The following is a 26,253-nucleotide window of genomic DNA, read 5'->3' as shown; positions in this document are numbered from 1 at the left end:
CGACGCGCCTGCCCATGTCTAGTCGGCGAGCCGTTAAGGGCTGTTGAAGACCACCCTATGGCGGGATGCCGGCCGAACTGGGGTGTCGCCGAGGCTGCGTCCCGGGCCGCGGGCGCTCAGTTCTCGGCGGTCCGCCCGGTGGGCATGATGTCGAGCCGCACCTCGACGACGTCCCCGGGGCTGAGGATTGCGTCGAGGTCGGCGGCGGTCACCTGCGGGGCGCCCGTGACCCGGCGCACGATCTTGACGCGCGGCGTGCTGATCCCGGACCCGAGCAGCTGGGACCGCAGCGCGCTCGTGTAGACCATCTTCTGGGTCAGCGCGTCGATGCGGGACTGGGCCTTCGCGAGCGAGTCGGTGGCGTCCTGCAGATCGGCCAGCAGCTTCTCGTTGCGCTCGTTGATGAGCTTGTCCAGATCCGCCTTCGCGTTGGCGCGGTCCCGGCGGGCATTCTCGAGCTGCACGCCGACCTGGAGCGAGCTCGTCGCCGACAGCAGCACCAGCCGGCGCGCGTCCGCGACCCGGTTGGCCGGGAGGGTGCCCTTGCTGAACAGGTCGTTGATCCGCGACGCTTCCGAACTGTCGAGCTTCAGGTTCTCGTCGTCGGTCTTCTTCAGGTCGGCGAGGGTCTTGATGCCGCCGTCGAGGAGCGCGATCTTCTGCTCGATCCCCGCCCTCTCCTGGTCGAACTTGTCGACGCCGGCCCGGAGCTGATCGGTCTCGATCCGCGCGATCTGGTCCCGCGCCGCCTGCGGCAGCGGCGACTTGAGGGCGAAAGCGGGGCCCGCCGCCGCCGGCCGGTTGAGCGCGCGCAGGAAGAAGCTCTGGCGGGTCCGGAACCGCTCCCAGTCCATCCACTTGGTCCGCAGCTCGTCCTCGAAGTCCATCGTCACCAAGCCCGGGTTGTCGACCCGGAACCGCATCACGTCGATGCCGCCGGCCAGCGAGATCGCCTGGCGCACCGTCATTCCGGGCCGGAACCTCTGATCGCCCGGGCGGCTGACGTCGCCGTTGACGTAGACGGGCACGTATTCCGCGACGTAGATCGAGATCTCCTGGCCCTCGATCACGGTCATCTGGTCCTTGCCCTCGGCCGTGCGGACATTCAGGTACTTCGTCGGCATCTCGCGCCGCACGTAGTCGGCGAGTTCGGAGACCGTTCGCCCGCCGGCCTCGACCTCGCCCACGAGGGGCAGCGAGATCCGGCCGTCGACGTCGATCGTCATGCGCCGCTGCAGCGCGAGGCCCGCCACCGACAGTTCCAGCGTGTCGCCGACCTGGAGGCGGTACTCCTCCGCCCGGAGGCGCGCGGGCGCGACGAGGGCCGCCGACAGCCAGATGGCGGTGATCAGACGCTTCATGGATCTCTCTCGTTCGGCGCGGCTCTTCCGGGACCGCCCGCAGGGGAGGGGCCGGTGCGCGGGCGCGCCGCATCGGCGCCGCTCACCGCGCTCCAGCCGCATCGTGTCGACGGCGCGGGAGCATTCCGCGCCCCCTCGGCCGAGACGCGGGGCCGATCGGCCGCGGCCGCCGCAATCCCGTTCAGGTCCGGGGATGAGCGGATCAATCCCAGGAGAAGGTCTGGATGTAGGGGCGCGACCGCGGCCGCGGCGCGACCGCGACCCTGTTCAGCAGGTCGACGTCCCGGGGATCCATCGTGACTTGCACGCGGGGCGTGCACCGCAGCAGCAGCGGGATGCCGTTGCCGCAGGGCGGCAGCACGATCGCGCCGGGCGCCGAGGCGACCTCCCAGCCGGGCGCCCGCGCCCCCGGCCCCGCACGCAGGTCGGGCGGGACGCTTCGCGCGGGCTCAGCCGCTCGGGCAATATCAATGGCTGGTTGTAAACTCAGCACAAACGCCGTGATCAGCACAGCAGCTCTCATTTCAGGCCTCCTGCACGGCAGGCTGGTTCACGCAGACGCACTTTGCAACCACCGAAATGTCACTTCCAACAGCCCCATTTGGTCGCAGCATGTGTGACATCGACGAGACGGAGCAGTGGGAAATTGGTCGATAAACCATCCTTCGCAACTCTTTTTGCGCGTTTTACGGAGGATGCTGCTTTCGTCAAAGTGCGAACTGCGCCATAGCCGCAGCCTGTTGTGGAGGAGACGCCGAGAGCGTCGCCCCAAACGCGTCTCATGGGGGATCGGATGCGGTTCGTAGCAGTTCTGCTCCTGACCTTTCTTGGTGCTTGTCAATTCGTGCCCAAGGATGGTCCGGCGCGGACGAGCGTCGAGGACCTCGCCGACGTGGTGGTGGCGGAGCCGGCGCCCACCGTGAGCTACGCGCTGGTGGATCTCGGCGCGCGGACGGTCGAGGTCGCCAACCGGGTCACGCTCGCCAAGAACCCCGTGTTCCCGGGCGGCTTCCTGGGCCGGGGCGGTTCGCGCGGCGGGCAGATCGGGCTCGGGGACATCGTGTCCGCCACCATCTTCGAGGCGCAGGCGGGCGGATTGTTCATCCCCAACGAGGCGGGCTCGCGGTCGGGCAACTTCATCCAGGTTCCCAACCAGCAGGTGGACGGGGCCGGGAACATCGTCATCCCGTATGCCGGGACCATCCGCGCCGCCGGCCGCTCGGCGCAGGAGGTCTCCGACGAGATCGTGCAGAAGCTGCGCAACCGGGCGATCGAGCCGCAGGTCGTCGTCTCCCTCGTCGAGCGCCGGGGCAACGAGGTCAGCGTGATCGGTGAGGTCAACCAGCCCGCGCGCTTCCCGCTCGATCCCGGCACGCTGAAGGTGCTGGGGGCGGTCGCCCGCGCGGGCGGGCCGCGCAATCCGGCCTACGAGACGGTCGTGACCATCCAGCGCGGGCGCAGCACCGGGCAGGCCTCGCTCTCCGCGATCGTCCGCGACCCCGCCCAGAACGTCGCGGTGCTGCCCGGCGACGTGATCTACGTCTCCCGCGAGCAGCGGATCTTCATGGTGCTGGGGTCGACGCCCTCGCCCGGCTCGATCGGAGGGACCAACAACCGGCGGTTCGCCTTCGACAACGACAACGAGACGCTCGCCGAGGCGATCGCGAAGGCCGGCGGCCTCGACGGCCTGCGCTCCGACGCGGGCGCCATCTACGTCCTGCGCTACGAGACACCAACCGCCCTCGCCGCCATGGGCGTCGATACCGCGGCCTACCAGGGCACCAGCATCCCGACGATCTACCGGGCGAACTGGACCAAGGCGGGAGGCATCTTCCTGGCCAACGACCTCTACGTGCGCCACAAGGACATCATCTACGTGGCCGAGCATCCGGCCTCCGACATCTCGAAGCTGAGCCTGATCTTCCGCAGCTTCACCCTGCCGGCCGCCGACGTGACGGCGGTGGCGCGCTGAGCGGGTCGGCGGCATGGCCGACCCGGCCTCCGGCCGGGACCGCGCGTCCTCGCCCGCGGGAGGGCCGATGAGGCGCCGGCACCTTCTCGCCGTCGCCGCGCTGACCGGAGCGTTCCTCCCGGGCTCGGGCGGCGCGCGGGCCGGGGCCGGGCCGCCGGTCACCGTCCGGACCGCCTCCGATCTCGCCAAGCCCTACCCGCCCGGCACGCGGCTCGTGGTCCCGAAGGGCACCGTGATCGAGGGACCGGTCGTCATGGCCGCGGCGGGGACGGCGGAGCGCCCCGTGACGGTCACCGGGGGCGGCCGGATCACGGGCGGTCCGGCCCTCTACACCGACGCCCTCACGGTCGGCTCCCACACGGTGGTGGACGGCATCACGATCTCGGACACCAACCGCTACGGGGTCTCCGCCCCGAAGGGCACGGTGGGCGTGACGGTCCGTGGCGTCGAGATCGCCCGCGTGGGCATCGGGATCGGCCTGATGGGCTCGCGCGGCCGGGTCACCGGCAGCTTCATCCACGACCTCTCCATGGTGAAGGTCACGCCGAGGAGCGTGAGTCCCGACGACGATTACGGGGCCAACGGCATCCTGCTGTCGGGAGACGGTCACGAGATCGACCACAATCGCTTCGTCGCGAACGCCGCCCCCAGCGACGATTACGGCGAGGATGGCGGCTGCATCGAATTGTTCGGCGCGGTGAGCGCGGCGCGCATCCATCACAATTGGTGCGAGGACAGCGTCGGGTTCATGGAGGCGGGCGGCGCGCGCGGCGATGCGATCCAGGACGTCGACATCGCCTTCAACGTCGCGCTGAACCTGCACGACAAGCCCTTCTTCAACCCGCACAACGGCGGCGGCGCCTACGCGGCGACGTTCCGCAGCGTCAGGCTGCGGCGCAACACCATCGTGGCCACGGCCGCCGGGCCCAAGGCGATGGGCGTGTTCTACCTCGACGCGGATCCGGCCCCGGACGCCTTCCGCGTCGAGGACAACGTCGTCGCCCTCAACGCGGGGGACAGCGTGTTCAAGCGGCCGGGCGGCTACTACTCCGGCAACGTCTACTGGCTCCGCGACAAGGCCACCCACCTGTTCAACAACTGGTCGATGACGCTCGGCCCCGGTGACGCCTTCGCCGATCCTGGTTTCGTCGATCCGGACAGGAAGAACTTTCGCCTGCGGGCCGGGAGCCCGGCCGCCGGGAAGGGCGCCTACTGATCGGGGATCCGGGTCGGCCCCGGTGCCAGCCCTCGCCGCGGTCAGCCGCCGAGCACCTGCCGGTCGGTCCCCTGAAGGATCAGGCAGGTGAGCCGGCCCGTGATGTAGGCGCCGGTATCGACGTTGATGCGGTTGTCGCGGATATCCGGCCGCGGGACGGGATTGTGCCCGTGCACGACGACCGCCCCGAAATCCGCGGACGAGGACAGGAACGGCTCCCGGATCCAGAGCAGGTCCTCGCATCGCTGCTGATCGAGGCCGCGGCCGGGCCTGACGCCCGCATGGGCGAAGAAGTAGTCGCCCAGCGCGAAGCACGGCCTCAGGGCGCGCAGGCATCCCAGGTGGTCCGCCGGGATCGTCCGGATCGCCTCGTCCAGGAAGGCGCGGCCCTGCGCGGCGTCGCCGAGGCGGAGCGTGGGGTCGAGCCCGTAGGAGAGCAGGGTCTCCTGACCGCCGTTGCGAACCCAGTCCGCCAGACGGTCGACACTCCCGAGGCCCGAGAGCATCATCGCCTCGTGGTTGCCCATCAGCGCCACCACGTTGCGCGTGTCCCTCAGCCGCGCCAGCCGCGCCAGCACGCTCGCCGAGTGCGGGCCTCGGTCCACGTAATCGCCCATGAGCACGAGAAGGCTCTCGGGACCCGGATTGGCTCGGGTATGCGCCGCGACCCGGATCAGCACGTCGTCGAGGAGGTCGCAGCGGCCGTGGACGTCGCCCACGACGTAGATCCGGATCCCGGGCGGGGTCGAGGGCTGACGTCCGGCGGGTCGGTCCGCGGCTGCCCGCCGCTGCAGCCACCCGGTCAATCCTCGCACCGCACGCCTCATGGGTCGTGAACCTGTCTCGTCGTGGGACTCGCCGCTCTCCGCCGAGCAGGATCCGTTCCGGCCGGTGCGCGGACCGCCGGACGGGGCTCAGCGCCAGGGCCGGGGCGGCTTCACGGGCACCCCGGTGATCTCGACCTCGACTTCGGCGAGTTGCAGTCCCTGCTGGAACTTCGTCTTCCAGATCGTCGGCACGGGGTCCAGGGTTCCGAGCAGGAGGGTGCGCAGGGGCGGGTCCGCCTGCAGGAAGGTCGACACGCATTCGTCGACGAAGCGCGACGCGAGCAGGTCCGCGAATTCGCGCAGCGCGCGCTCCCGGAGATCCGCCGGCAGGACGCCGTAGCGCAGGAGGACGAGGCGGTTGCGCCGCACGCCGAGCCAGCCCTCGTGGGGCGCGAACGCGTAGGAGTTGCGCAGGGCCCGGAACGCGGCCTCGCTCGGGCCCCCGCGCTGCAGCGCGACCCAGGCTTTCGACAGCCACCCCATCCCGTCCCGCGGGAAACAGGCGAGGATGGCGTCCGCGCGGGCATCGACGTCGGCCCAGGCCGCGTCGATCGCGTCGAGGTCGCCGCTGTCGAGACGCTCCCCGGCCAGCCGCGAGCGGATGATCAGCCAGTGGCGCATGCGGCGGAGCTGGCAGGGGCCGTCGCCGCGGTCGAGGCGGTCGGCGAGGGCGCCCAGCCCGCCCGCGTCGAGGCGGGCTCCGCGGATGATCGCCTCCGCGATCTCCGGCGCGTCGGGTGAGGCGCCGAGGAGCCGCAGGTCGGCGAGGCCGCAGGCGACCCCGGCGGCCGCCAGAAGCGTCCACAGGACACGCAGGACCGGGCGGCCTTGGGCGGTGGGGCGCATGGGTCGCGTCAGGTCGCTCCAGTGCGGCCCGACGGAATGCGGGCGACGGCCGCGTCCCGGGGCGCCGCCAGCCTCCGCGTCACGCCGCCCCGCTCTGATAGTAGCTGCTGTAGTACCGGCCCTTGTAGTACTCCATGCGCTTGAGCGCGCTGGCATTGGCGTTGTTGAGCAGCACGCCGAGCATCCGCTCGTGGACCATGCCGGCATCGGCCAGGGCTTCCTGGACCGCCTGCCGCGAGGTCTTGTCCCACTCCAGGATGTAGATGAAGCCGTCGATCAGGTGCGCGGCGGCCTTGGCGTCGACCACCGCCATCAGGGGAGCGAAGTCGACGAAGATGTACTCGTAGGCGTCGCGGGCCTTCGTCAGGATCTCGGCCATTCGATCGGAGGCGAGCAGCTCGGCGGTGTTGGCGATGCGGTTCGGCACCACGGCGGGCAGGAAGTGCAGCCCGGTCTCCGCGTCGCGGTGGATCGCCTCGGCAACGCCGCCGCCGCCGCGCAGCGCCTCGACGATGCCCGCGCTCGCCGCGGGCGCGAGGTGCCGCGTCAGGGTCGGGTTCCGCAGGTCCGCGTCGATCAGCAGCGTGGCGTGCCCCGTCTGCGCGACGAGTTCCGCGAGGTTCGCGGCGACGGTCGTCTTCCCCTCCTTGGGGAGGGAGGACACGAGGCCGATGACGCGCACCTCCCGCGTCAGGCGGGCGGTGTCGACGGCGACCTTCACGTTGCGCAGAACCTCCGTGTAGCGCGAGAACGGCTCGTCCACGACGTAGCGGAGGCGGTTGCTCGCGCCCTGGGCGATCTGGCCGGGCCCGGGCGGGGAGCGGCGCGGCACGGCGTTCACCGGGATGCTCGGGAGGATGCCGATGCACTCGGACCCCACGAACTGCTTGACGTCCGCGGGCGTCCGGAAGGCGCTGCCGACGAGTTCGAGCCCGACCGCGGCCATCAGGCCGAGCATCAGACCCGCGATGGCGCCGGCCGGGACAATCAGCGTCGGCTTCGGCGACGACTTGCCCGACGGTTCGGTCGCGGCCGTGATCACCCGCGCGTCGCTGATCGGGAAGGTCTGCTGCTGGGTCGCTTCCTCGAACTTCTGCAGGAAATTGTCGTACATGTTGCGGTAGGTCTGAGCGGAGCTCTCGAGATCGCGCAGTTTGACCTGCGCCTGGCTCGTCGTTCCCGCCTGCTGGACCAGCTTCTCGAGGCTGGTCTCGAGCGACTGCTCGCGCGCGCGCGCGATCTGGTAGTCGCTGTCGTACGTCTGCGCGATGCGGCGGACCTCGTCGCCGATCGACCGCTTCAACTCGGCCATCTGCATGCGCAGGTTGACGGCCGCCGCGTGGTCGGCGCCGTACTTCGCGGACCAATCCGCCTCGCGCCGCGCGGCGTCGAGGTACTGCGCGCGGGCGCGATTGATGACGTCGTTGCGCAGGGCGTCGGCGACGGTGGCGTCGGGCAGGTCGCCGCTGCTGATCTGGCGCACGCGGTCCAGCCGCGCCTTCGCCTCCGCCGTCACGGCCCGCGCCTGGATCAGCTGGCTGTTCACGTCGGCGAGCTGCTGCTCGCTCATCAGGCCGCGGCTGGTATCGACGATGTTGTTCTGGCTCTTGAAGGCTTGCACGGCGAGGTCGGACTTCGTCGCCTGCGCCTTCAGTTCCGTGAGCCGCTCCTGAAGCCAGCGCCCGGCCCGGCGCGTCGCCTGGTACTTCGCCTCCAGCTCGCCGACCATGTAGGCGTCCGCGATCGCGTTCGCGAGGCGGGCCGACTTCTCCGCGCTCCTGGATCGGAAGTCGACCTGGATCACGTAGGTGAGGCCGAGCCGCTTGGCGGTGACGCGCTGCACGAAGGCCTGAATGGCGTCGCGCTCGACGTCCTCCTGCGCCCGCATCGTCGCTTGGCCGCCGAAGCTGATCAGCGAGACCAGCGATCCGAGCAAGGACGGCTCGTCGGAGCCGACGAACTCGGGATCGCTGAGCAGGTTCTGGTCGCGAATGACCGATCGCGCCACGCTCTCGGACTTCAGGATCTCGACCTGGCTCTCGACCGTTCCGGCGTCGACCTGTGACTCGGTGACGAATTCCTGCTTGCTTAGAAGGTTGCTCTTCTTCGTGCCGATCATCACCTTGGCCGAGGCCGTGTAGCTCGGCGTCGCCGTGAACGCGTAGCCGCAGGCGAGGGCGAAGCCGATCGCCATGGCGCCGAGGATGACGGGCCAGCGGCGCCGCGCGATGGCGACCATGTCCGCGAGACCGAGCTTCGGCACCGACCGCGCCGCCGGCTCCTCCGCGATCAGGGCTGCTTGATCAACGACCTTCAACATCCCGCCTGCCTCCTGCCCGGCGCGAGCGCGTCCCGGCACGATCCCGATCACAACCACGCATGCCGCGGACCCTCCGCCGCGCAAGCGGCGCAGGTCCCCGACGTGACACCGCCCTCACCGCGCCTTCAGGCTCGGCAAGTCGAGGTCGCGCGCATCCAGGTGTGAGTCCGGACTGAGCCGCGGGCTCAGCCGCCCCGCGCCGGCGTCCGACTCGCCGCGCATCGGCAGAACGCCGCCGTCCAGGTCGCCGGTCCTCAGCGCCGTACCCCCGCCGTCCGGCGAGAGGCTGCCGAGACGCGGTGCCCCGCTGTCCAGACCCTGCTGCGCCAGCCGGAAGCCGAAGGACACGTCCCGGTCGCCGAGCGTGCGCACGCCCTCGGCGATGCGGCGGCCGACATCCCCGTCGCGCGACGTGCAGTAGGCCGCCGCTCTCCCGAGCCCGTAGCCCACCGATTGGCGCTGCTCCACCGACGCGGTGCGGCTGAGCTTCAGCAGCACGGGCAGCGTGGCGAGATCGCTCAGCACGAAGGTGTTCACTTCGACGGCGAGCCCGGCCTGATCGTTCCGGTGCCGCCGCAGCAGCGCGCCGGGGTCGTCCGTCAGGGCGCTCACGCTCTCGCCGCTGGTCCGGTAGCGCGGCGTGCAGGCCGATTGCGCCGGCCACGGCCCGAGCAGCCCGAGCGACAGACAGACCGGCGTCACCCATGAAGGAAATCTCAACTGTTCACCGCCTTCCGCTTGACGGATTGTATCAGTGGAAGCAAGCCGCCGCCTGTTGAAAATCCGGTCTTTCCCGGGTCATTTACATTAAGAGACTAACGCGAGCAACCACAACCCAGCAGACTTGGCGGTGTGGCGGGCCTCTATGCTCACGGTCGAAAGGCGCTGACCGGAGAGAAGCGGAGCGGGTCTCGGTTTTGTGAACCGCGCTGCGGCCCCACCGCGCCGATCAGACCGGTGGAGAACAGGGTCGTCGTGAAGGGAGCCGTCACGACGGGGCCGGGCCGCTCCGGCTCGCGCGAGCGGAAGACGGTGATGCTCGGCCCGCTGTCCAGGACGGTGATCGGGGCGTTCGACGTCGCGTGCGCGGCGGGCCCGATGGCTTCGGTGCGAATGTCGCCCACGACGCTCTCGAAGCCGCGCCGAACGTCGTCGCTGCTGGCGAGAAGCACCGCCTGCTGGAGTTGCCGGGCGACCGTCGCGTTGCTGCGCAAGCAGATCGTCGCGGCCGCGCCCAGCCCCGTTCCGAGCGCCACGCGCTGCGCCGGGGTCGCGCTCGGCACGAGGTCGAGGATCCGTCCGACTGCCGACGAGTCGCGGGAGACGACGTTGCGCACCTCGCTCGCCAGCGCTCCTCCGCCCCCGGCGTAGGCGGCCAGCAGGGGCCTCGCGTCCTGCGCCAGCCGCGCGATCGCCGCCTCGACGTCCGGCGCGCGCGGCAGCGCGCAGCTCTCCGCGCGCGCGGTCCCGACGAGGGCCGGAGCGAGCGCGACGGCGTACATCACCACGCGAGTCGACCGGGCAGCGATCATGACGAAAATCCGATCCGGCGGACGCCTCACCGAGAAAATCCCATCGACATCCACCAGTCGATCTTCATCACAGGATTAAATTCCGGTCAAGCCGGGACGGTGCGGATCGTAAACGGCGCGGGCGCGGTCCGGTGAAGAGCGGGCGGCGGGTCCGGGAGTACCGATCTCGTCTTTGCCGTGCGCTGCGCGGCAGGCCCTCCGCGTGGCGGCAGAGTCTCGGCCCGTCGAGCGTCTCGCGACGCGACGGTTGATCCGCGGCCTCCGGTCGGAGTTGGGCCAGGATAGTTAAGGCTCGATGATCCTGATCATCCGAATCGACCCATATTTATCGACAGACCCGCAAAAAATGACATGTATCAAATGGTCGTCACAGGAATTTATGCCTGATCTGAGGACGACTTTCATGACCGTTTACTACGTCGACTCGTCTTCCTCGGCCGCGAGCGATCGCAACAGCGGCGTGTCGGCGAGCGCGCCGCTGGCGAGCCTGGCGGCGGTGAACAAGCTCGCGCTGCGGCCGGGCGACACCGTGGCGTTCAAGGCCGGCACGTCCTGCGCCGCGTCGGCGAGCAACGGGGGCGCGCTGACGATCACGGCATCGGGCACGGCGTCGGCGCCGATCACGTTCACGACCTACGGGAGCGGCCCGGCGGCGGTGATCGGCAACACGGCGGCGGGCTACTCGGACGCGATCCAGGTCGCGAACGCGCAGCACGTGGTGATCGACGGTCTGAAGCTGGCGGATGCGGGTCAGGCGGGGATCAACGTGACGCGGACGTCGAGCCACGTGACGATCCGGAACGTGGAGGCGACCCACGTCGGCGAGGGGGTGATGCTGAACGGCACCGACAACCTCGTGACGCACAGCGACTTCCACGATCTGACGATGGTGAAGAACACGGCGAACGTGTTTGATGACGATTACGGCGCCATCGGTGTGATGATCGGCAACAGCAACAACGAGGTGTCGTTCACGAAGATCGTGAACGCGAAGGCGCCGAGCTACGATTACGGTCAGGACGGCGGCGGCATCGAGCTGTTCGGGACGCTGAGCAACATCCGGATCCACGACAACTGGGTTGAGAACAGCGAGGGATTCATCGAGGCGGGCGGTAACAAGAGCAGTCTGTCGAACGTCTCGATCGTCAACAATGTCAGCCTGAACAACGGGAACTTCCTGACGCTGCACAACGGCGGCGGCGCCTTCGCCAGCAGCTTCTCGAACTTCGACGTGTCGCACAACACGGTCGTCGAGCAGAACAACGCGACCAAGCAGATGGCGAACGTGTTCATGGATGCCGCCTACCAGGCGGGGCAGCTGAGCTTCCACGACAACGCGATCTACCTCAATAGCGGTGACTCATTCTTCAAGCAGGTTGGAAACTACCACTACAATAACGTCTTCTACAAACTTTCGAGCGCCACTCATCTTTACAATAACTGGTCGATGGCCCTGAACAGCGGGGAGTCTTTCGCCACCCTGCCGGTCGCGGCGGCGTCGCTGCTGGGCGCGACGGGGACCTCGATCGTGCAGCAGATCGCCGCGCAGGCGGGCGGGATGGGCGCCAGCCTGACCTCGTCGAGCGTGACGGGCCTTCTCGCCGCGGCCGCGTCGGCCGTGACCGGCCCGGCGGACCAAGCGGGTCCGGTCGGCGGGGCGGCGACGCCGACGGTTCAGGTCGTGCAGCATGCGGACAAGTCCTACGAGGTCCTGACCGCCGGCATCGTCGGCAAGGATTACGCGTCGACGCTGGCCGGCTACGACGCCACCGGCAAGCTCGTCCTCAGCGAGCAGTTCCGGGCCGACGGCTCCCTGCTGACGAAGCAGATGGTCGGGGCCGACACGGTGAGCGAGACCTACGGTGCCGGCGGCGTCCTCGCGAGCCGCACCGTGCGGCACGCCGACACCTCCTCGGACTCCTATATCTTCGGCGTCACCGGCAAGGACTACGCCTCGGCACTGACCAGCTACGACGCCAGCGGCAAGGTCACGCTCGTCGCGCAGTTCCGGGCCGACGGCTCGCTGCTCAGCAAGAAGAGCTTCGGGACCGACACGGTGACCGAGACCTACGGCGCGGGCGGCGCCCTGGCGAGCCGGATCGTGCAGCACGCCGACACCTCCTACGACTCGTACGCCTTCGGCGTGACCGGTAAGGACTACGCGTCGGCGCTGACCAGCTACGACGCCAGCGGCAAGGTCACGCTCATCGAGCAGTTCCGGGCCGACGGGAGCCTCCTCAGCAAGAAGAGCTTCGGGGCCGACACGGTGACCGAGACCTACGGCGCGGGCGGCGCCCTGGCGAGCCGTATCGTGCAGCACGCCGACAAGTCCTACGACTCCTTCGCCTTCGGCGTGACCGGCAAGGATTACGCGTCGGCGCTGACCAGCTACGACGGCAGCGGCAGGGTCACGCTCGTCGAGCAGTTCCGGGCCGACGGCTCCCTGCTGAGCAAGAAGAGCTTCGGGACCGACACGGTGAGCGAGACCTACGGTGCCGGCGGCGCGCTGGCCAACCGGACCGTGCAGCACGCGGACGCCTCCTACGACACCTACGCCTTCGTGACGGGGCAGAGTGCCGCGGCGTCGCACACGGCCTACGGCGTGGACGGCTCGGTCCTCTACACGGATCGCACCTTGGCGGACGGGTCGCACGGCGTGACCATCAACGCCTCGAACGTCACCTTCATCGTGAACGGAAGCACGGGCGAGTCGATCAGCCTGCGCGGCCAGAACGACCGCCTGATCTTCGAGCCCTCCTTCGGGAGCGCGGTCATCACCGGCTTCCAGGCCGGCAACGCCCCCGGCCACGACGTCATCGACGTGAAATCCAGCCTCGCTGCCGATTTCTCACACCTCACGAGCCTGATGCACCAGTCGGGCAGCGATACGCTCATCGCGTTCAGCCCCTCCGACCAGATCCTCATCAAGGGCGTCAATCCCGCGGGTCTGACCTCGGCGGATTTCGGCTTCCATTAGAGCATTTTCCGACGAAGTGGATACCGGTTCGTCGTAGAAAATGCGTAAAAATCAAAGACCTAGAGCAGCATCCGATTGCAGCGCGATCGGATGCTGCTCTAGACCGCGTCCCGCCGAAGCGGTTTCCGGTTCGGCGCGAGCGAAGCCTGCACGAGGGAGGGATGGAGGACCACGACACGCGGCGCGGTCCGATCCACCGGCCGCCGATACGGTCCGCCGGGCCGCCAGGCCCGGCGGGTCAGGGGCCCGGGCGGACGAGCTCCCCGATCAGCGCATCGTAGCCGTCGACCATGCGGTGGATGTCGAACCGGGTCGCCGAGGTCTGCGCCGCCGCCGCCAACCTGCGGCGCTCCCCCGGCTCGGCGACCCGCGCGAGCCGGCTGACGAGCTGGTCCGTCCGGCCGACCTCGAAGAGGTAACCGTTCACGCCGTCCTGCACGATCTCCGGTGAGCCGCCGACGTCCGACAGGACGACCGGCACCCCGCTCGCGAGGATCTCGAGGGCCGAGAGGGACAGCGTCTCGGTCGAGCTGCACAGAACGCCGACATCGAGGCCGGCGATGGCGAGGCGGACATCCGACTGCTCGCCGACGAAGAGGACGTGGGGCGACATCTCCGTCTGCGCGACGTAGCGGGTGATGGCGTCGCGCTCCGGCCCGTCGCCGACGAGGACGACCTTCGCGGGGATGCCCGCCTGCCGCAGCCCGACGAGCGCGTCGATGAGCTGCCGGTGGTTCTTCTCCGGCCGCATGGCCCCGAGGAGGCCCATCACGAAATCGGTCGGCGCCATGCCCCACGCGCGCCGGACCTCCTCCCGGCCCGACGGGCGCGGGGAGAAGCGCGTCAGGTCGATGCCGTTGACGATCGCCACGTCGCGGCGCGCCCGCAGGCCCCGCTTGCGCCAGTAGGTGCGCTGGTTCTCGCTCACGTAGACGAGCGTGTCGAGGAACCGCGCCGCGGCCATGAACAGCGCCGTCCGGGCTCCCTCGCCCCGGCGAGGGACCGTGGAGTGGAGGATGCCGACGACCTTCGCGCGCAGGCCCCAGCTGAACGGGATCGCGGACACGATCGGCGTCGGGTTGATCGCGAAGAGGATGTCCGGGTTCTCGCGCGCGAGGGCTTGGCCGACGCGGTGCCAGGATCGCGGGCTGAAAGCGCCCCCGCAACCGAGCATCACGGCGTCCCGCGCGCCCGGCCACGTGAGGACATGCTCAGAGCGGGCGCTCCCATAGACCAGGAGTGACGTTGGATAGCCGAGTGACTCCAACCGCGATCGCAAATCGAGGGTGTGGCGCTCCGCGCCGCCGACGCTCAAACCCGGCACGAAGAAGGTGAGCTTGGGCTTTGGTTGCATCGTGACACCCGTTATCCTTAATATATAAGGACTGCTGCTATGTCTTATTGACCGAGATGACGGAAGACGTTCGACTAGTCAATGGTGGATGGTGTTCCGATGCACCAAATTGATGGGGCTTTGCGGTCAATCTGCAGATCAATGTCCGAGTTGCGCGCGTTCCGTCCGAGAGGTGAGCCGCGCCGACAGGTGTGGACGAGGCTCGGGCGTAAATATCGAGCCGGGAAAGATCGCGGGATCCGTCGTCGCTTCCGTTCGCTCCAGGAGCGGGCTCGATGCATGCCGTCCTCCCCCGCGGCCGTCCTGCCGCGTCGCTCGGAATGGGACCTCACCTGGCCGCTCACGCGGTCGCATCGGGAGAACGGGGGAGAAAGCCCTCGAGCAGGCCGGCATAGGCGTCGACCATTCGCTCGACGGTCAGTGCCTCGACCGAGACCCGCGCGACGCCGGCCATGGCGGCGCGGAGTTCTGCGTCCGCCAGGGCGGTCAGCGCGGCGACGAGCGCGTCCGTGTCGCCGCACGGGAACACGTACCCGTTCACGCCGTGGGTCACGATCTCCGAGGCTCCCCCGATGTCGGACATCACCATCGGAACCCCCATGGCGAGGAACTCGAGGGCCGCGAGCGAGAAGGTCTCGACGGCGCAACTGCAGAGTGCGCCCACGTCGCAGGAGACGACGAGCGGCCGGACATCGGCGTGTTCTCCCGCCAGGACGATGTGCTGATCGACGGACAGCCGGCGCGCCACGGCGACGATCTCGTCCCGCATCGGGCCGTCCCCGATGAGAAGGGCGCAGGCCCGGATGCCGCGAGCGCGCAGGACCGCGACCGCGGCGAGGAGTTGGAGATGGTTCTTCTCGGGCCGGAGGACCGCGACGCACCCGATGACGAAATCGGCCTCCGAGAAGCCCAGGCTCGCGCGGAGCGCCGGCCTGTCCAGCGGGTCGCTTCGAAACCACGCGAGGTCGATCCCGTTCAGGATCGTGCAGGTCCTGCGACAGCGCAGCCGGCGCGCCGACCAGTAGCGGCGCTGATTCTTACTGACATACACGAGGGTGTCGGCGAGCCGCAGGGCGGCGCGGTAGAGGAAGAACTTCCGCTCGTCCGACTTCTGGAGCACCGTGGTGTGGAAGACGCCGACGATGGGCGCCCGGAAGGCTCCGGCGAGGCGCAACGCGACCGCGACGATCAGGGGCGTCTGGTTCACGGCGACGACGACGGCCGCCCGCTCGCGACGCAGCGCGCGCCAGGCGGCGACCCAGCCGCGCAGCCGGGGCATCCCGACGATGCCGAGCTGGACCACGTCATCGGCCCCCTCCATCGTCAGGATGGCTTCCGACTGACGGGCCCCGTACGCGATGACCCGGGTCCGCCATCCCTTCCGCCGGAGCCGGGCGCGCAGGTCGATCGTGTGCCGCTCGGCTCCGCCGGTGGTGAGGCCCGATACGAAGAACAGCACGACCGGGCGCGTGTCGGTGCGTCGACTCATTGTCATGTCGGTTGCTTCAATTCCGGGACAGCGCGCCCCATGCGGTCCGGTCTCGTCGTCGCCGAGCGCCGGGCCCGCGGCGCGGGCGGCGGCGGAGAACCGGACGTCCGCGTCGCCCGTGCGGGCCGCCCGCGGGCCGGTGCGGGGGGCCGCGCGCCCGGGTGCCGCGGTGCCCCTGCCGTGGAGCGTGGGAAGAGGGTCAGGCAAGCCGTTCGGCCTCCGCGCGGTTGACTCGATCAGGCATGGCCGGGAGGACCCGCCGCTCGGTCCGAAGGTCGCGCCCCGGCGACGTCCGGGCCAGGATCGTGCACGCGCGTCCGAGGCCGCACCCGACGACCGCCGCGAAGGCGACCGCGTAGCCCGGGATCTGCAGCGAGAAGTCGACGGCCGAGTGCAGGGTCCCCAGGCCGCCGACGCACAGGGCCGCCGCCACGGCGGAGACGCCGCGACGGCCGCCGCGATAAGCGCGCGCGAGCGTCACGGCGCCCCAGCACCACAGCGCCGCGACGCCGGCGAGGGCCGGTATCCCGAGTTCGACGCCCAGTTCGAGGGGGGTGCTGTGGGCGATGTCCCAGACCCCGTAGCTGCCGAGCGCGGCGCCGCGATAGGCCGGGAACACGGCTTCGAAGGATCCGAGGCCGAAGCCGAGCAGCGGCCGCTCCGCCATCATCCGCAGGACCGTCGCGTAGACCTGGAGGCGGCCCTCGTCCCCGAGTCCGCCGGACTGGATCCGCGCGGCGATCGCGCCGCCCCAGAATTCCGCGAGGGCCAGCGCGAGGAGCGTCGCCGCGGCGGCGGCCGCGCGTCGCCCCCGGCGCGCTCCTCGGCGAAACGATCGGCCGGGCCGGCAGAGCAGGGCGCAGGCCCCGGCCGTGCCGACGGACAGGAGGAAGCCGGCGCGGGACCCGGTGAGGGCGACGGCCCCGAGGCAGCACAGGAAGGCGCAGGCCGCGCCGACCCGGCGCCTCGCGTCCGCCGGCCCGCGCCGCCGCAGGGCGGCGATCAACCACAGCACGGCCGCGCTGCCGAAATAAGTGGCGGCGGTGTTCCGGTTCACGAAGGGACCGGTCAGGCTGCCGAGATACGCGGTCTTGACGCCCCACAGCGTGCGGTCCGGCGCCACTTCGAGGAGCACGATCCCCGCGACCGCGTAGAGGAGACCCGACCACGCCAGGACGGCGAGGAGCCGCCGGGTCGCCCGCCGGTCCGCGCCCGCGAGCAGGGCCCGCATGGCCGTCAGGGCGATGAGGAGCGCGGGCGCGAGCGTCTCCCGCGGGAGCGCCGCCACGGCGGCCGCGCGCTCGGGCAGGGCGCGCCCGAGCAGCGGTCCGACCTCGGCCCAGACGGGATCCGCCGCGACGAGCGGCGCGCCCGGCCAGTGCTGGATGAGGGCGATCCCGGCGACGAGGACGATCGTGGCCAGGATCGCGCGCGCGGGCGCGGCCAGGGCGGACGCGTCCCGCGGCCAGCGGGCGAGCAGGAGGCTCGCCCCGACGGCGGCGAGGAGGGCGGCCGTCCAGGCCGGCTCGACCGCGCCGTAGGACAGCGGCGCGATGGCGACCGCCCCGCAGAGCAGGCTCAGCGAGACGCTCTCGATGCGAGTCGTCGCGCCGCTCCGAGGCGAACCCGCGCGCGTGCGATCCGGCGGCTTCCCGGGCGTTCCCATCGGTGACCGCTCACTGCCGCGGGCGCGACTCCGCAGACGGCGCCGACGGCGACAGGAGCGCGCCCCCGAGGGCCGTGTCCGCGCCGCCGCCCCGCGGCTCGGTGAGCGACGCGATGCGCAGCGCCCGCTGATAGGCACGGATCAGGATCGGCTTCTGGTGCTCCCAGGACAGCTCGCGCACCACCCGCTCGCGACCGATCCGCCCCATCTCGGCGGCCCGGTCGGGATCGTTCAGGACGTCGACGATCTTGCGGGCGAAGTCGATCGGGTCGTTGGCCTTCGCGTAGAGCGACGCGCCCTCCGCCGAGCGTCGGCCCTCGGTGACGTCGAACTGCACGATCGGTTTGCCGAACGCCATGTACTCGATGATCTTGTTCATCGTGGACTTGTCGTTCATGGCGTTGACCCGGTCCGGGTTGACGCAGAGGTCGGCCGTCGAGATCACCTCGAACATCTCGTCGTCCGGGACGCGACCGGTGAAGACGACGTGGTCGCCGAGGTTCATCCGGCGCGCCTGCTCCCGCAGCTTCTCGAGGCTGGAGCCGCCGCCCACGAGGCAGAACTGGATGTCGTCGCGGCCGAGCGTGAAGACGAGGTGCGAGGCCGCCTCGAGCAGGAGATCGATGCCCTCCTGATCGCCCATGACGCCCAGATACCCGACGAGGAAGCGCCGCCCGCGCCGCAGGGCGGGGTTCGGCGGCATCGCCTTCAGCCGCCTCAGGTCGGGGCCGCTGCGGACCACGAAGACCCGGTCGGCCTCCATGCGCCCGCGCTCCACCGCGATCTGCCGGTAGCTCGCGTTGGTGGCGATCGACACGTCCGCCGACGCGAAGGTCAGGCGTTCCAGCAGGACCATCAGCCGCCAGAAGATGTCGCGCCGGCCGAACTTGGCCTCGTACAGCTCGGGGTTGATGTCGTGATGATCGAAGACGAACGCCTTGCCGAGCAGCTTGAAGGGAAGCGCCACCAGGAAGATCAGGTCGGGGGGATTGCAGCCCTGGATCACGTCGAAGCCGTGCCGGAAGAAGACCTTCCAGGCCAGCCGCGTCTCGTGGAACAGGGCGGCGGCGTACTCGCGCAGGTAGCCGAGCGCGCTGTCCGCGTCGGCGGGCAGCGGGTGCCGGTAGATATGCACGCCCTCGAGACACTCGTAGCGGGCCTCGTAACCCTTGCCGGTCGGGCAGATGACCGACACGGTCGCGCCCGCCTCCGCCAGCGTGCGCGCCTCCTGCCAGACCCGGCGGTCGAAGGGGACCGGCAGGTTCTCGACGATGATCAGGATCCGCCGTCCCGCGAGGGGCGCGGCGGCGTGGCCTGCGGGAGCGTCCGTGCTCATGGGAGTGACCGTCGGGCTCATGACAACCTGCTGACGTCCACGATCCGGGTCCGCCGGAACTCGATCTCGCTGCCGCGCCCGTTCGTGTCGATCACGAGGTCGTACTCCTCCTCCAGCGCCGTCTCGCGGTCGACCAGGATGTTGGAGAGTTCGGGAAGGTAGGAGACCGCGTAACCGAGGTTCTGGCCGACGAGATTCTCCGGCCGCAGCAGCGGGTCGTAGACGGAGACCCGGAAGTCGGCCTGGATCAATTTGCGCGCGAGATCGATGTGCGGACTCTCGCGAAGATCATCGCTGTCGCTCTTGAAGGCGAGGCCGAGCATCAGCACGCGGGCGCCGGCGGACAAGCCCTTCGTGCAGTGCTGGAACACGAAGTGCTTGTGGGCCTCGTTCGACCGCAGCAGCGCGTCGACCACGGGCGTGTTCGCGCCGATGTCCCCCGAGATGTACTGCAGCGCCCGAACGTCCTTCGGCAGGCAGGAGCCGCCGAACGGCCCGCCCGGACGCAGGTAATGCGCCGAGATGTTCAGCTTCGTGTCGGAGATGAAGATCTCGTGGACCTTCCGGGTGTTGATGTTCATCTGGGTGCAGACGCGGCCGATCTCGTTCGCGAAGGCGACCTTGAGGGCGTGGAAGGTGTTGTCGACGAACTTGGTGAACTCGGCCTCGCGGTAATGCGTGTAGAAGACCGGCGCCTCGATGCCGGCGTTCAGCGCGTCGAGCCGGCGGCAGGGCCGGCCGTCGGCGGTCCCGATGACGATCTTCGGCGGCCGGAAATAGTCCTCGATCGCGGTCGACTCGCGCAGGAACTCGGGATTGTAGACGACCTCGACGAGGCCGACGCGGTCGCGCAGGACGGACCGGAAGATCGGGTGGATCAGCTCGTCGATGGAGCCGGGGCGGATGGTGCTGCGGTAGATCACCGTGAGCGGCTCGGCCCGGCGCGGCCCGATCGCGTGGGCGATCTGGCGCGAGACCTCCGCGATGTAGCGCATGTTGTGCGACCCGTCCGCGGCGCTCGGCGTGCCGACGCACACGATGGCGACGTCGCAGCCGTCGAGCTCGCTCCCGACGCGGCCGGTGCAGGTCAGCAGGCCGCGGTCGACGGCGGCGCGAAGCAGGTCCTCGATCCCCGGCTCCACCAGGGGCGAGCGGCCCTCGTTGATCTGGTGAACCTTCTCCTCGCTCACGTCGATGCCGACGACCTGATGGCCCTGCCGCGTGAGGCAGGCCGTCGTCGTGAGACCGACGTAGCCGAGACCGAATACAGCGACGCGCATCATACCTCTCCGATGCAGATCGCGACCGCGACCCTGCCGAGTTCGTGATTGGGAGTTCCGTCGGCATCTCGCGTCCGATCGCCCGCGACGGGCGTCCGGCACGCGATCAGGCCGTGTCGGACGTGGTCGTCCCTTCCGATCCGTGTCCCCGCCCGGGCGGACGATGATGGTCCCGGCGGGGCTGACGTCTGTCCGTTCGACGGCCCATCGTCAGAAGGCGTTCTTCGCGACGACGATGCTGAGAACCGTCATCACGATGATCTTCAGGTCGAGCAGCAGCCCGGCATGGTCCACGTACCAGACGTCGTGCTCGACGCGCCGCTTCATCGCCTCGATGGACGGGGTCTCGCCGCGGTGACCGTTGGCCTGCGCCCAGCCGGTGATGCCGGGTTTGACGTGATGCCGGAAGGCGTAGTTCTCGATCAGCTTGGCGTAGTGATTGTCGTGCGCGAGGGCGTGCGGCCGCGGCCCGACGAGCGACATCTCCCCGCGCAGGACGTTCAGCAGCTGCGGCAACTCGTCGATGCTGCTGCGCCGCAACCACCAGCCGACGCGGGTCACGCGGCTGTCGTGGCGCGAGGCCTGACGGATCACCTCGCCGTTCTCCTGCACGTGCATGCTGCGGAACTTGTAGATCTGGAACAGTTTGCCGTTGAAGCCGCGCCGCGTCTGGCGAAACAGGACCTCGCCCGGCGTGTCGAGCTTCACCGCGAGCGCAACCACCAGGAGGAGCGGTCCGAGCAGGAACAGCGCCAGGGCCGCCACGGTGATGTCGAACCAGCGCTTGAGCCGCTGCTCCTCCTCGGAGAGCGGGCCGCGCTGCACCTCCACCACGTGCCCGCCGTGGACGGCGCGTCGGCGGCAGCCGATCACCTGGCTCAGCTTGTCGTCCGGGATCAGGTAGACGGGCAGCGGTTGCGCCCGCAAGGCGTCCCGGAGCGACAGCCACTCCTCCAGGCTGGCGGCGACGAAGATCTCCTCGGCATCCGTCTCCCAGATCGCGGACAGGACGTCCCTGAGCGCGGCCGCCGGGTCCGTGCCGGGCAGCGAAGCGCCGCGCAGGGTGCCCTGCGTCCGGACCCGCAGGCCCGCCTCCGCCATCGCCTCGCGGATCCTGCCGTCCGCCAGGCGCTCCTCCGTACCGATCAGCGCGACGCTCTGCGCTCGGACCTGGCCCTTCCTGCGCGCGGCCTCGGCCCATTGCCGACGGAGCAGGCGGTGCCCGCAGAGCGCCATCGCCCCCGAGCCGGCGAACAGGAAGGTCGACCCCCGCGAGAAGTCGTTCCCGATCTTCAGCGCGAAGCCCACGGCGATCAGGAACAGGACCGACAGGATCCAGAGGGCGAGCACCGCACCGATCTCGGCGCGCAGAAGCCAGCGCTTGTCCGCATCGTAATGACCCTGAAGCCTCGCGGTCGGGACGAAGACCGCGAGCGCGATGGCCGCGATGCCCGCGGCCATCGCCGCGCCGCGGTCGGTCCCGAGGACCACGTGCTCGTAGAAGCCGTGGGATAGAAGACTGGCCGAGGCGATCAGCATGGCGTCGACGAGCGCGCTCGGCCGCGTGGCCCTGTGCCATGCCGCCGGCCACAACCGTTGATCAGCAATGCCGTGTTCGTGATTGAACTGCTGAGTTGTCAACTCGATCATATCTATACGCAGTCCAACCGGAGAAGGGCGGCTTATGGAGGGCGCTTGGCCCCGATTAGACGTTTTTTTGCTAGGCATCAAGTCGTTTTATACTGCAATATACGGACAGTTTTCAGTGAGAAAACGGTGTAGATGTGACGTCTGCGGCGATTTTGCTGTCAGGTTTGGATCATGCCTGCCCGATGTCTGCCCTGAAGAGAAGGAAAGAATTCCTGTTGCCCTCCGCCGGTCGGATACGGGCGGACATCGCCGCTCGGCAGCGACCAAGGCCGCTCCGCCGCCCGAATTGGCTCAAGAGGCGGGTCCCCGGCTGGTCGCGCTCGATTGATTGCTTTTTGTTGGCGGCAAGTCCTAGAAAGACACGATCCGCCGTCGACGCGGTGCCGGACCGCGCCGATGCCCTTCCCGACGTTTCTCGACTGAAGATATCGCCTCGTGATCAGGGAAAGGGCTTCGGTCGTTTCAGTCGGGGAGGAAGCCTTTCTGCCGCTCAGAATGCCGATTTTACGAATTGATCGTGAAAGTTGCAGATTCACCACAGTTCGTTCGCGCGGATATCAAATAGTATGACGGTTCTGTGACCATCTTTTCGACAGGCGCGCCGCGGAAGCGCGGCGGGCGATGTGACGCAATGGGCGCGCGGAACCGTCTGTACGTTTCGCGACATAATCGTTGATTGAATGTAAATTTACATCATTCTTCAAGCGCAATCGCGAAGAAGGAAAGTCAATTATGGTTTAGTCGGATCGATGAGACGTTCGGGTGCAGTTCGTCTCGTCGGTGAAACGGGATATTGGCCCGTGAGAGGGCGGGCTCGCCCGCAGCGTGGGGTCGCCGGCCCTCGGCCCGGCGCACGCGGCCCCCATCCAGCTTGCGGGCCTTGCCGCACGCCACACACGGGCCAGACTACGCAGTCGACGGCATCGCCGGGCGATCTCGCCCGGCCGCCGGCAACGGGCGCCCCGTGCGTTGCCGGCGGGGAGCGGGCGAGTACCGCGATGAGGTGCGGCCGAGCTCCCCGGGGACCGTCGGGCGTCACGCCGTCTCGCCGCGCCGCCGCTTCTCCGCGTCGTCCCAGGCCGTGAGCGGCTGGTAGTCGGGCACGAAGCCGAGGCCCTTGCGCGCGTCCGAGGAGACGGCGGTGCGGGAGGTCGCCACGTCCACGAGGGCGGGCGCGTTGGCGAGCGCCCGCTCCAGGGCGGCCGGCAGGTCCTCGGGCCTCTCGACCCGCTCGCCGTGCGCCCCGAGCGCGCGGGCCATCCCGGCATAGTCGGAATCGGCCAGCAGCGTGCCGACGACCCGGCCGCCGTAATTGGTCTCCTGGTCGTAGCGCTCGATGTTCCAGGCCGCGTTGTTGGAGACCACGATCACGGTCTTCGCCCCGTGGCGGACCGCGGTGTCGATCTCCATGGCGTTGATGCCGAAGGCCCCGTCGCCGGTGACGCAGACCACCTGCCGCTCCGGATAGGCGAGGGAGGCCGCGATGGCGAAGGGAACGCCGACCCCCAGGCAGCCGAAGGCGCCCGCATCCATGTAGGTGCGCGCCTCCAGGCCGACGCGGGCGAAGCTGAGGAGGTCGCCGCCATCCGCCACCGCGATGAAGTCGGGCGCCGCCGTCGCGCGGATCGCCGCGAAGATCGCGGCTGGGTGGACGCGCCCGTCGGACCCCGTCGCGGCCGCCGTGGCGGCCCCCGCGCGCTCCCGGTGGCGGCGGCGCAGTCCGTCCGCCCAGGCGCGGTCGAGGGCGGGCGCGCGGTTGCCGGCCGCCTCCACGATGGCGTCGAGGGCGAGGGCCGGGGTGGCGAGGAGTTCAGGCTCGCCGCGGCGGTTGTCGATGAGTTCGCCGGCATTGTCGGCGATCCGCACGAAACGGGCCTGCGGGAACACGGCGGGGGAGCCGTAGCCGAGCTGGTAGTCGAGCTTGCGCCCCACCACCAGGACGACGTCCGCCTCGCTCATCGCCGCGGCGCGCACCGCGCCGACCGTCGCCGGATGGTCGGCCGGGACGAGGCCGCGGCTCTCCTGCGTGTCGAGATAGACCGCGCCGAGCGCGTCGAGCAGGCGCACCAGCGCGCCGCCCGCCTGCCGCGCCCCGCGGCCGCTCACCACGAGCGGGCGCTTGGCGGACCACAACGTCTCCACCGCCTCCGCCACGGCCGCCGGGTCGGGAGGCAGCCGGCGCGGGGGCTTCGGGCGCATCCAGTCGTCGAGGACGAGAAGCGGCGGCACGTGCGCCCGTAGCACGTCGGTCGGGATCTCGACGTAGACGGGACCCGGCTCGCCGGCATCGCCCATGGCGCGGCTCACGGCCTCGTCGAGCTCCCGGATCACCTGTTCGGCCACCCGGGCGGTGCGCGACTGGCGCGTGACCGGCCGCAGGATCTCGACGTGCGGGATGTCCTGCAGCGGTCCGAGATTCGCCTGCGGCCGCGAGGTGCAGCCGCCGATGAGCAGGACGGGGACGCGGGCGAGGGATGCGTTGGCGATGCCGGTGACGCAGTTGGTGACGCCGGGGCCGGCCGTCGCCATGCAGACGCCGAGTTCTCCGGTCAGCTCCGCGTGGGCGTGGGCCATGTGCACCGCCGCGCCCTCGTCGCGCACGTCGACGATGCGGATGCCGAGCCGGGCGGCGTGGTCCCAGATCGGCTGGATGTGGCCGCCCTGCAGCCCGTAGATCCGGGCGATGCCGCGTGCCTTGAGGAAGCGCGCGATCCAGGCCGCGCAGGAATGCTCGTCGGCGTTCAGGTCCATGACCGGTTGTGGCGCTTGGCTCATCCGTCTCCTCCTGGGCTCCTCGCTCTCCGGGACGCTCACGCGCCCTCGGCCGTGAGCCGCTCCTTGAGCTTGCGGTGCAGGTTCTTGCCCGTGGCGGTGCGGGGCATCGCCTCGTCGTCCAGGAACGAGACCGTGCGGGGGCGCTTGAACCCGGCGATCCGGTCCCGGCACCAGTCGAGGATCGCGGCCGCGTCGGCCGCGGCGCCCGCGCGCAGCACCACCGCCGCGTGGACGCGCTCGCCCCAAGTGGCATCCGGCAGGCCCACCACCGCGACATCGTGCACGGCGGGGTGGGCGCCGATCACCGCCTCGACCTCGGACGGGTAGACGTTCTCGCCCCCTGAGATGATCATGTTGCTCTTGCGGTCGACGAGGTGGATGAACCCGTCCGCATCGCGCCGCGCCATGTCGCCGACGGTGCAGTAGGCGCCCCGGAAGGCGTCGCGGGTCTTCTCGGGCAGCTTCCAGTAGCCGTCGAACAGGTAGGGATTGCTGCAGTAGAGCTCGCCCGCTTCGCCGTCCGGGACCTCGTTGCCCGCGTCGTCGAGGAGGCGGATCGGCGCCGAGCCGACGCATTCGCGCCCGACCGAGCCGAGCTTGGTGAACTGCTCCTCGGGATGCAGCATCGTGGCCCAGCCGACCTCCGTCGCCCCGTAGAGCTCGTAGAGGCCCGACCGCGGGAACATCTCCATCACCGCCCGCTTCGTGTCGGGCCGCGCTGGGGCGGAGGAGATCATCAGCCGGGTGACGCGGCCGAGATCGTGCTGCGCCCGGTTCGCGGCCGGCAGGGCGAGCATCATCGCGTAGTGGGTCGGCACCAGCGAGGTGAAGGTGGCGCCCCCCTGCGCCAGCACGCGCACGCAATGCTCCGGATCGAAGCTCTTGCGCGAGTAGACGCTGGTCGCGCCGCCGCAATAGCTGAATGACCCGAAGAAGTAGAGCGAGTTGGCGTGGCACATCGGCATGACGAGCAGGGCGGCGTCCGGCCGCCCGATCCGCAGCTCGATCGCGGTGACGAGCGACAGCATCGCGGCCCCGCGATGGCTGCGGATCGCACCCTTCGGACGGCCGGTCGTGCCCGAGGTGTACATCAGCATCCAGGGATCGGCGGGGTCGATCGACGCCGCCGGCTCGGCCTCGCTCGCCGCGGCGATCAGGTCCTCGTAGCCGTGCAGCCCCGCCGGGCGGGCGGCGGCCCCGAACCAGATCACCCGGTCCTCCGGCACCGGCAGGTCCGCGCGGATCTCCTCCAGAATGCCGCCGAGCTGGTCCTGGACGATCAGGCCCGAGACCTCCGCGTCCTCCAGGATGAAGCGGACCTCCGGACCCACCAGCCGGAAATTGATCGGCACCGCCACCAGGCCCGCCTTGGCGGTGGCGGCGTAGATCTCCAGCCACTCGACGCAGTTGTAGGCGAGCACGGCGATCCGGTCGCCCTTGGCGAGCCCGAGCCCGAGGAGCGCATTGGCGAGCCGGCAGGCCCGCGCGTTCCACTGGCGGAAGGTCATCGCGCGATCGAGGTCGCGCGCGCCGATCCGATCGGGCTGCAGGCGCGCCTGCACGGCGAGCATCTGTCCGTGCGTGAGCACATCTCTCATCGGTCGCTCCGTCCGAGACGTCGTGGGGTCGGCGCGGGCGCGCGCCGGACCCGA

General features: G+C 69.9%; 18 protein-coding genes. 3 read left to right on the top strand and 15 right to left on the bottom strand.

The features are described from left to right. Nucleotides 1-116: 116 nt before the first annotated feature. Together ACW9J6_RS06370 and ACW9J6_RS06365 are read right to left on the bottom strand one after the other, a co-directional pair. Nucleotides 117-1,361 carry a polysaccharide biosynthesis/export family protein gene (locus ACW9J6_RS06370; protein WP_457115605.1) on the bottom strand — a complete coding sequence of 415 codons (1,245 nt, stop codon included), beginning with the start codon at nt 1,359-1,361 and terminating at the stop codon, nt 117-119. Between the two features lie 202 nt (nt 1,362-1,563). Next, nucleotides 1,564-1,872, bottom strand: a complete 309-nt coding sequence (locus ACW9J6_RS06365; RefSeq protein ID WP_457115604.1) for a hypothetical protein — start codon at nt 1,870-1,872, stop codon at nt 1,564-1,566. Nucleotides 1,873-2,205: 333 nt separating this feature from the next. Here ACW9J6_RS06365 and ACW9J6_RS06360 point away from each other — a divergent pair, with 333 nt between their 5' ends. Both ACW9J6_RS06360 and ACW9J6_RS06355 read left to right on the top strand, forming a co-directional pair. Next, nucleotides 2,206-3,333: a polysaccharide biosynthesis/export family protein gene (locus ACW9J6_RS06360; protein ID WP_457115603.1), complete on the top strand. Its 1,128-nt coding sequence runs from the start codon at nt 2,206-2,208 to the stop codon at nt 3,331-3,333. A gap of 67 nt (nt 3,334-3,400) precedes the next feature. After that, the gene (locus ACW9J6_RS06355; protein WP_457115602.1) at nt 3,401-4,549 is read left to right on the top strand and encodes a hypothetical protein; all 1,149 of its coding nucleotides are present in this window, start codon (nt 3,401-3,403) and stop codon (nt 4,547-4,549) included. Between the two features lie 41 nt (nt 4,550-4,590). On the opposite strand, the gene ACW9J6_RS06350 is transcribed toward ACW9J6_RS06355, so the two are convergent. From ACW9J6_RS06350 to ACW9J6_RS06330, 5 genes are all read right to left on the bottom strand, one after another. Then, nucleotides 4,591-5,364: a metallophosphoesterase family protein gene (locus ACW9J6_RS06350; RefSeq protein ID WP_457115601.1), complete on the bottom strand. Its 774-nt coding sequence runs from the start codon at nt 5,362-5,364 to the stop codon at nt 4,591-4,593. Nucleotides 5,365-5,463: 99 nt separating this feature from the next. Next, on the bottom strand, nt 5,464-6,222 hold the full coding sequence (locus ACW9J6_RS06345) for a hypothetical protein (RefSeq protein ID WP_457115600.1): 759 nt from the start codon (nt 6,220-6,222) through the stop codon (nt 5,464-5,466). A gap of 79 nt (nt 6,223-6,301) precedes the next feature. Next, nucleotides 6,302-8,542 carry a polysaccharide biosynthesis tyrosine autokinase gene (locus ACW9J6_RS06340; RefSeq protein ID WP_457115599.1) on the bottom strand — a complete coding sequence of 747 codons (2,241 nt, stop codon included), beginning with the start codon at nt 8,540-8,542 and terminating at the stop codon, nt 6,302-6,304. A 114-nt stretch (nt 8,543-8,656) separates the two neighbouring features. Further along, entirely contained in the window at nt 8,657-9,262 is a 606-nt protein-coding gene (locus ACW9J6_RS06335) for a hypothetical protein (protein ID WP_457115598.1), read from the bottom strand. Nucleotides 9,263-9,411: 149 nt separating this feature from the next. After that, complete coding sequence (locus ACW9J6_RS06330; protein ID WP_457115597.1) at nt 9,412-10,128, bottom strand: hypothetical protein; 717 nt, start codon at nt 10,126-10,128, stop codon at nt 9,412-9,414. 349 nt (nt 10,129-10,477) lie between these two features. Here ACW9J6_RS06330 and ACW9J6_RS06325 point away from each other — a divergent pair, with 349 nt between their 5' ends. Beyond that, complete coding sequence (locus ACW9J6_RS06325; RefSeq protein WP_457115596.1) at nt 10,478-13,051, top strand: hypothetical protein; 2,574 nt, start codon at nt 10,478-10,480, stop codon at nt 13,049-13,051. Nucleotides 13,052-13,289: 238 nt separating this feature from the next. On the opposite strand, the gene ACW9J6_RS06320 is transcribed toward ACW9J6_RS06325, so the two are convergent. From ACW9J6_RS06320 to ACW9J6_RS06285, 8 genes are all read right to left on the bottom strand, one after another. Further along, complete coding sequence (locus ACW9J6_RS06320) at nt 13,290-14,405, bottom strand: glycosyltransferase (RefSeq protein ID WP_457115595.1); 1,116 nt, start codon at nt 14,403-14,405, stop codon at nt 13,290-13,292. Between the two features lie 340 nt (nt 14,406-14,745). Beyond that, nucleotides 14,746-15,894, bottom strand: a complete 1,149-nt coding sequence (locus ACW9J6_RS06315; RefSeq protein ID WP_457115594.1) for a glycosyltransferase — start codon at nt 15,892-15,894, stop codon at nt 14,746-14,748. A gap of 199 nt (nt 15,895-16,093) precedes the next feature. Then, entirely contained in the window at nt 16,094-17,560 is a 1,467-nt protein-coding gene (locus tag ACW9J6_RS06310) for an O-antigen ligase family protein (RefSeq protein ID WP_457115593.1), read from the bottom strand. Nucleotides 17,561-17,570: 10 nt separating this feature from the next. After that, nucleotides 17,571-18,896, bottom strand: a complete 1,326-nt coding sequence (locus ACW9J6_RS06305; protein WP_457115592.1) for a glycosyltransferase family 4 protein — start codon at nt 18,894-18,896, stop codon at nt 17,571-17,573. Nucleotides 18,897-18,913: 17 nt separating this feature from the next. After that, nucleotides 18,914-20,176 carry a nucleotide sugar dehydrogenase gene (locus tag ACW9J6_RS06300; protein ID WP_457115591.1) on the bottom strand — a complete coding sequence of 421 codons (1,263 nt, stop codon included), beginning with the start codon at nt 20,174-20,176 and terminating at the stop codon, nt 18,914-18,916. Nucleotides 20,177-20,386: 210 nt separating this feature from the next. Then, complete coding sequence (locus tag ACW9J6_RS06295; RefSeq protein ID WP_457115590.1) at nt 20,387-21,715, bottom strand: exopolysaccharide biosynthesis polyprenyl glycosylphosphotransferase; 1,329 nt, start codon at nt 21,713-21,715, stop codon at nt 20,387-20,389. 1,146 nt (nt 21,716-22,861) lie between these two features. Next, nucleotides 22,862-24,601: a thiamine pyrophosphate-binding protein gene (locus ACW9J6_RS06290; RefSeq protein ID WP_457115589.1), complete on the bottom strand. Its 1,740-nt coding sequence runs from the start codon at nt 24,599-24,601 to the stop codon at nt 22,862-22,864. A 35-nt stretch (nt 24,602-24,636) separates the two neighbouring features. Further along, nucleotides 24,637-26,199 (bottom strand): class I adenylate-forming enzyme family protein, encoded by a 1,563-nt coding sequence (locus tag ACW9J6_RS06285; protein WP_457115588.1) that lies wholly within the window; start codon nt 26,197-26,199, stop codon nt 24,637-24,639. Between the last annotated feature and the right edge of the window lie 54 nt (nt 26,200-26,253).

The sequence above is a fragment of the Methylobacterium sp. JK268 genome, from assembly GCF_054052225.1.
The sequence above is the reverse complement of the archived record's forward strand: the minus strand, read 5'-3'. Positions and strand labels throughout refer to the sequence as shown.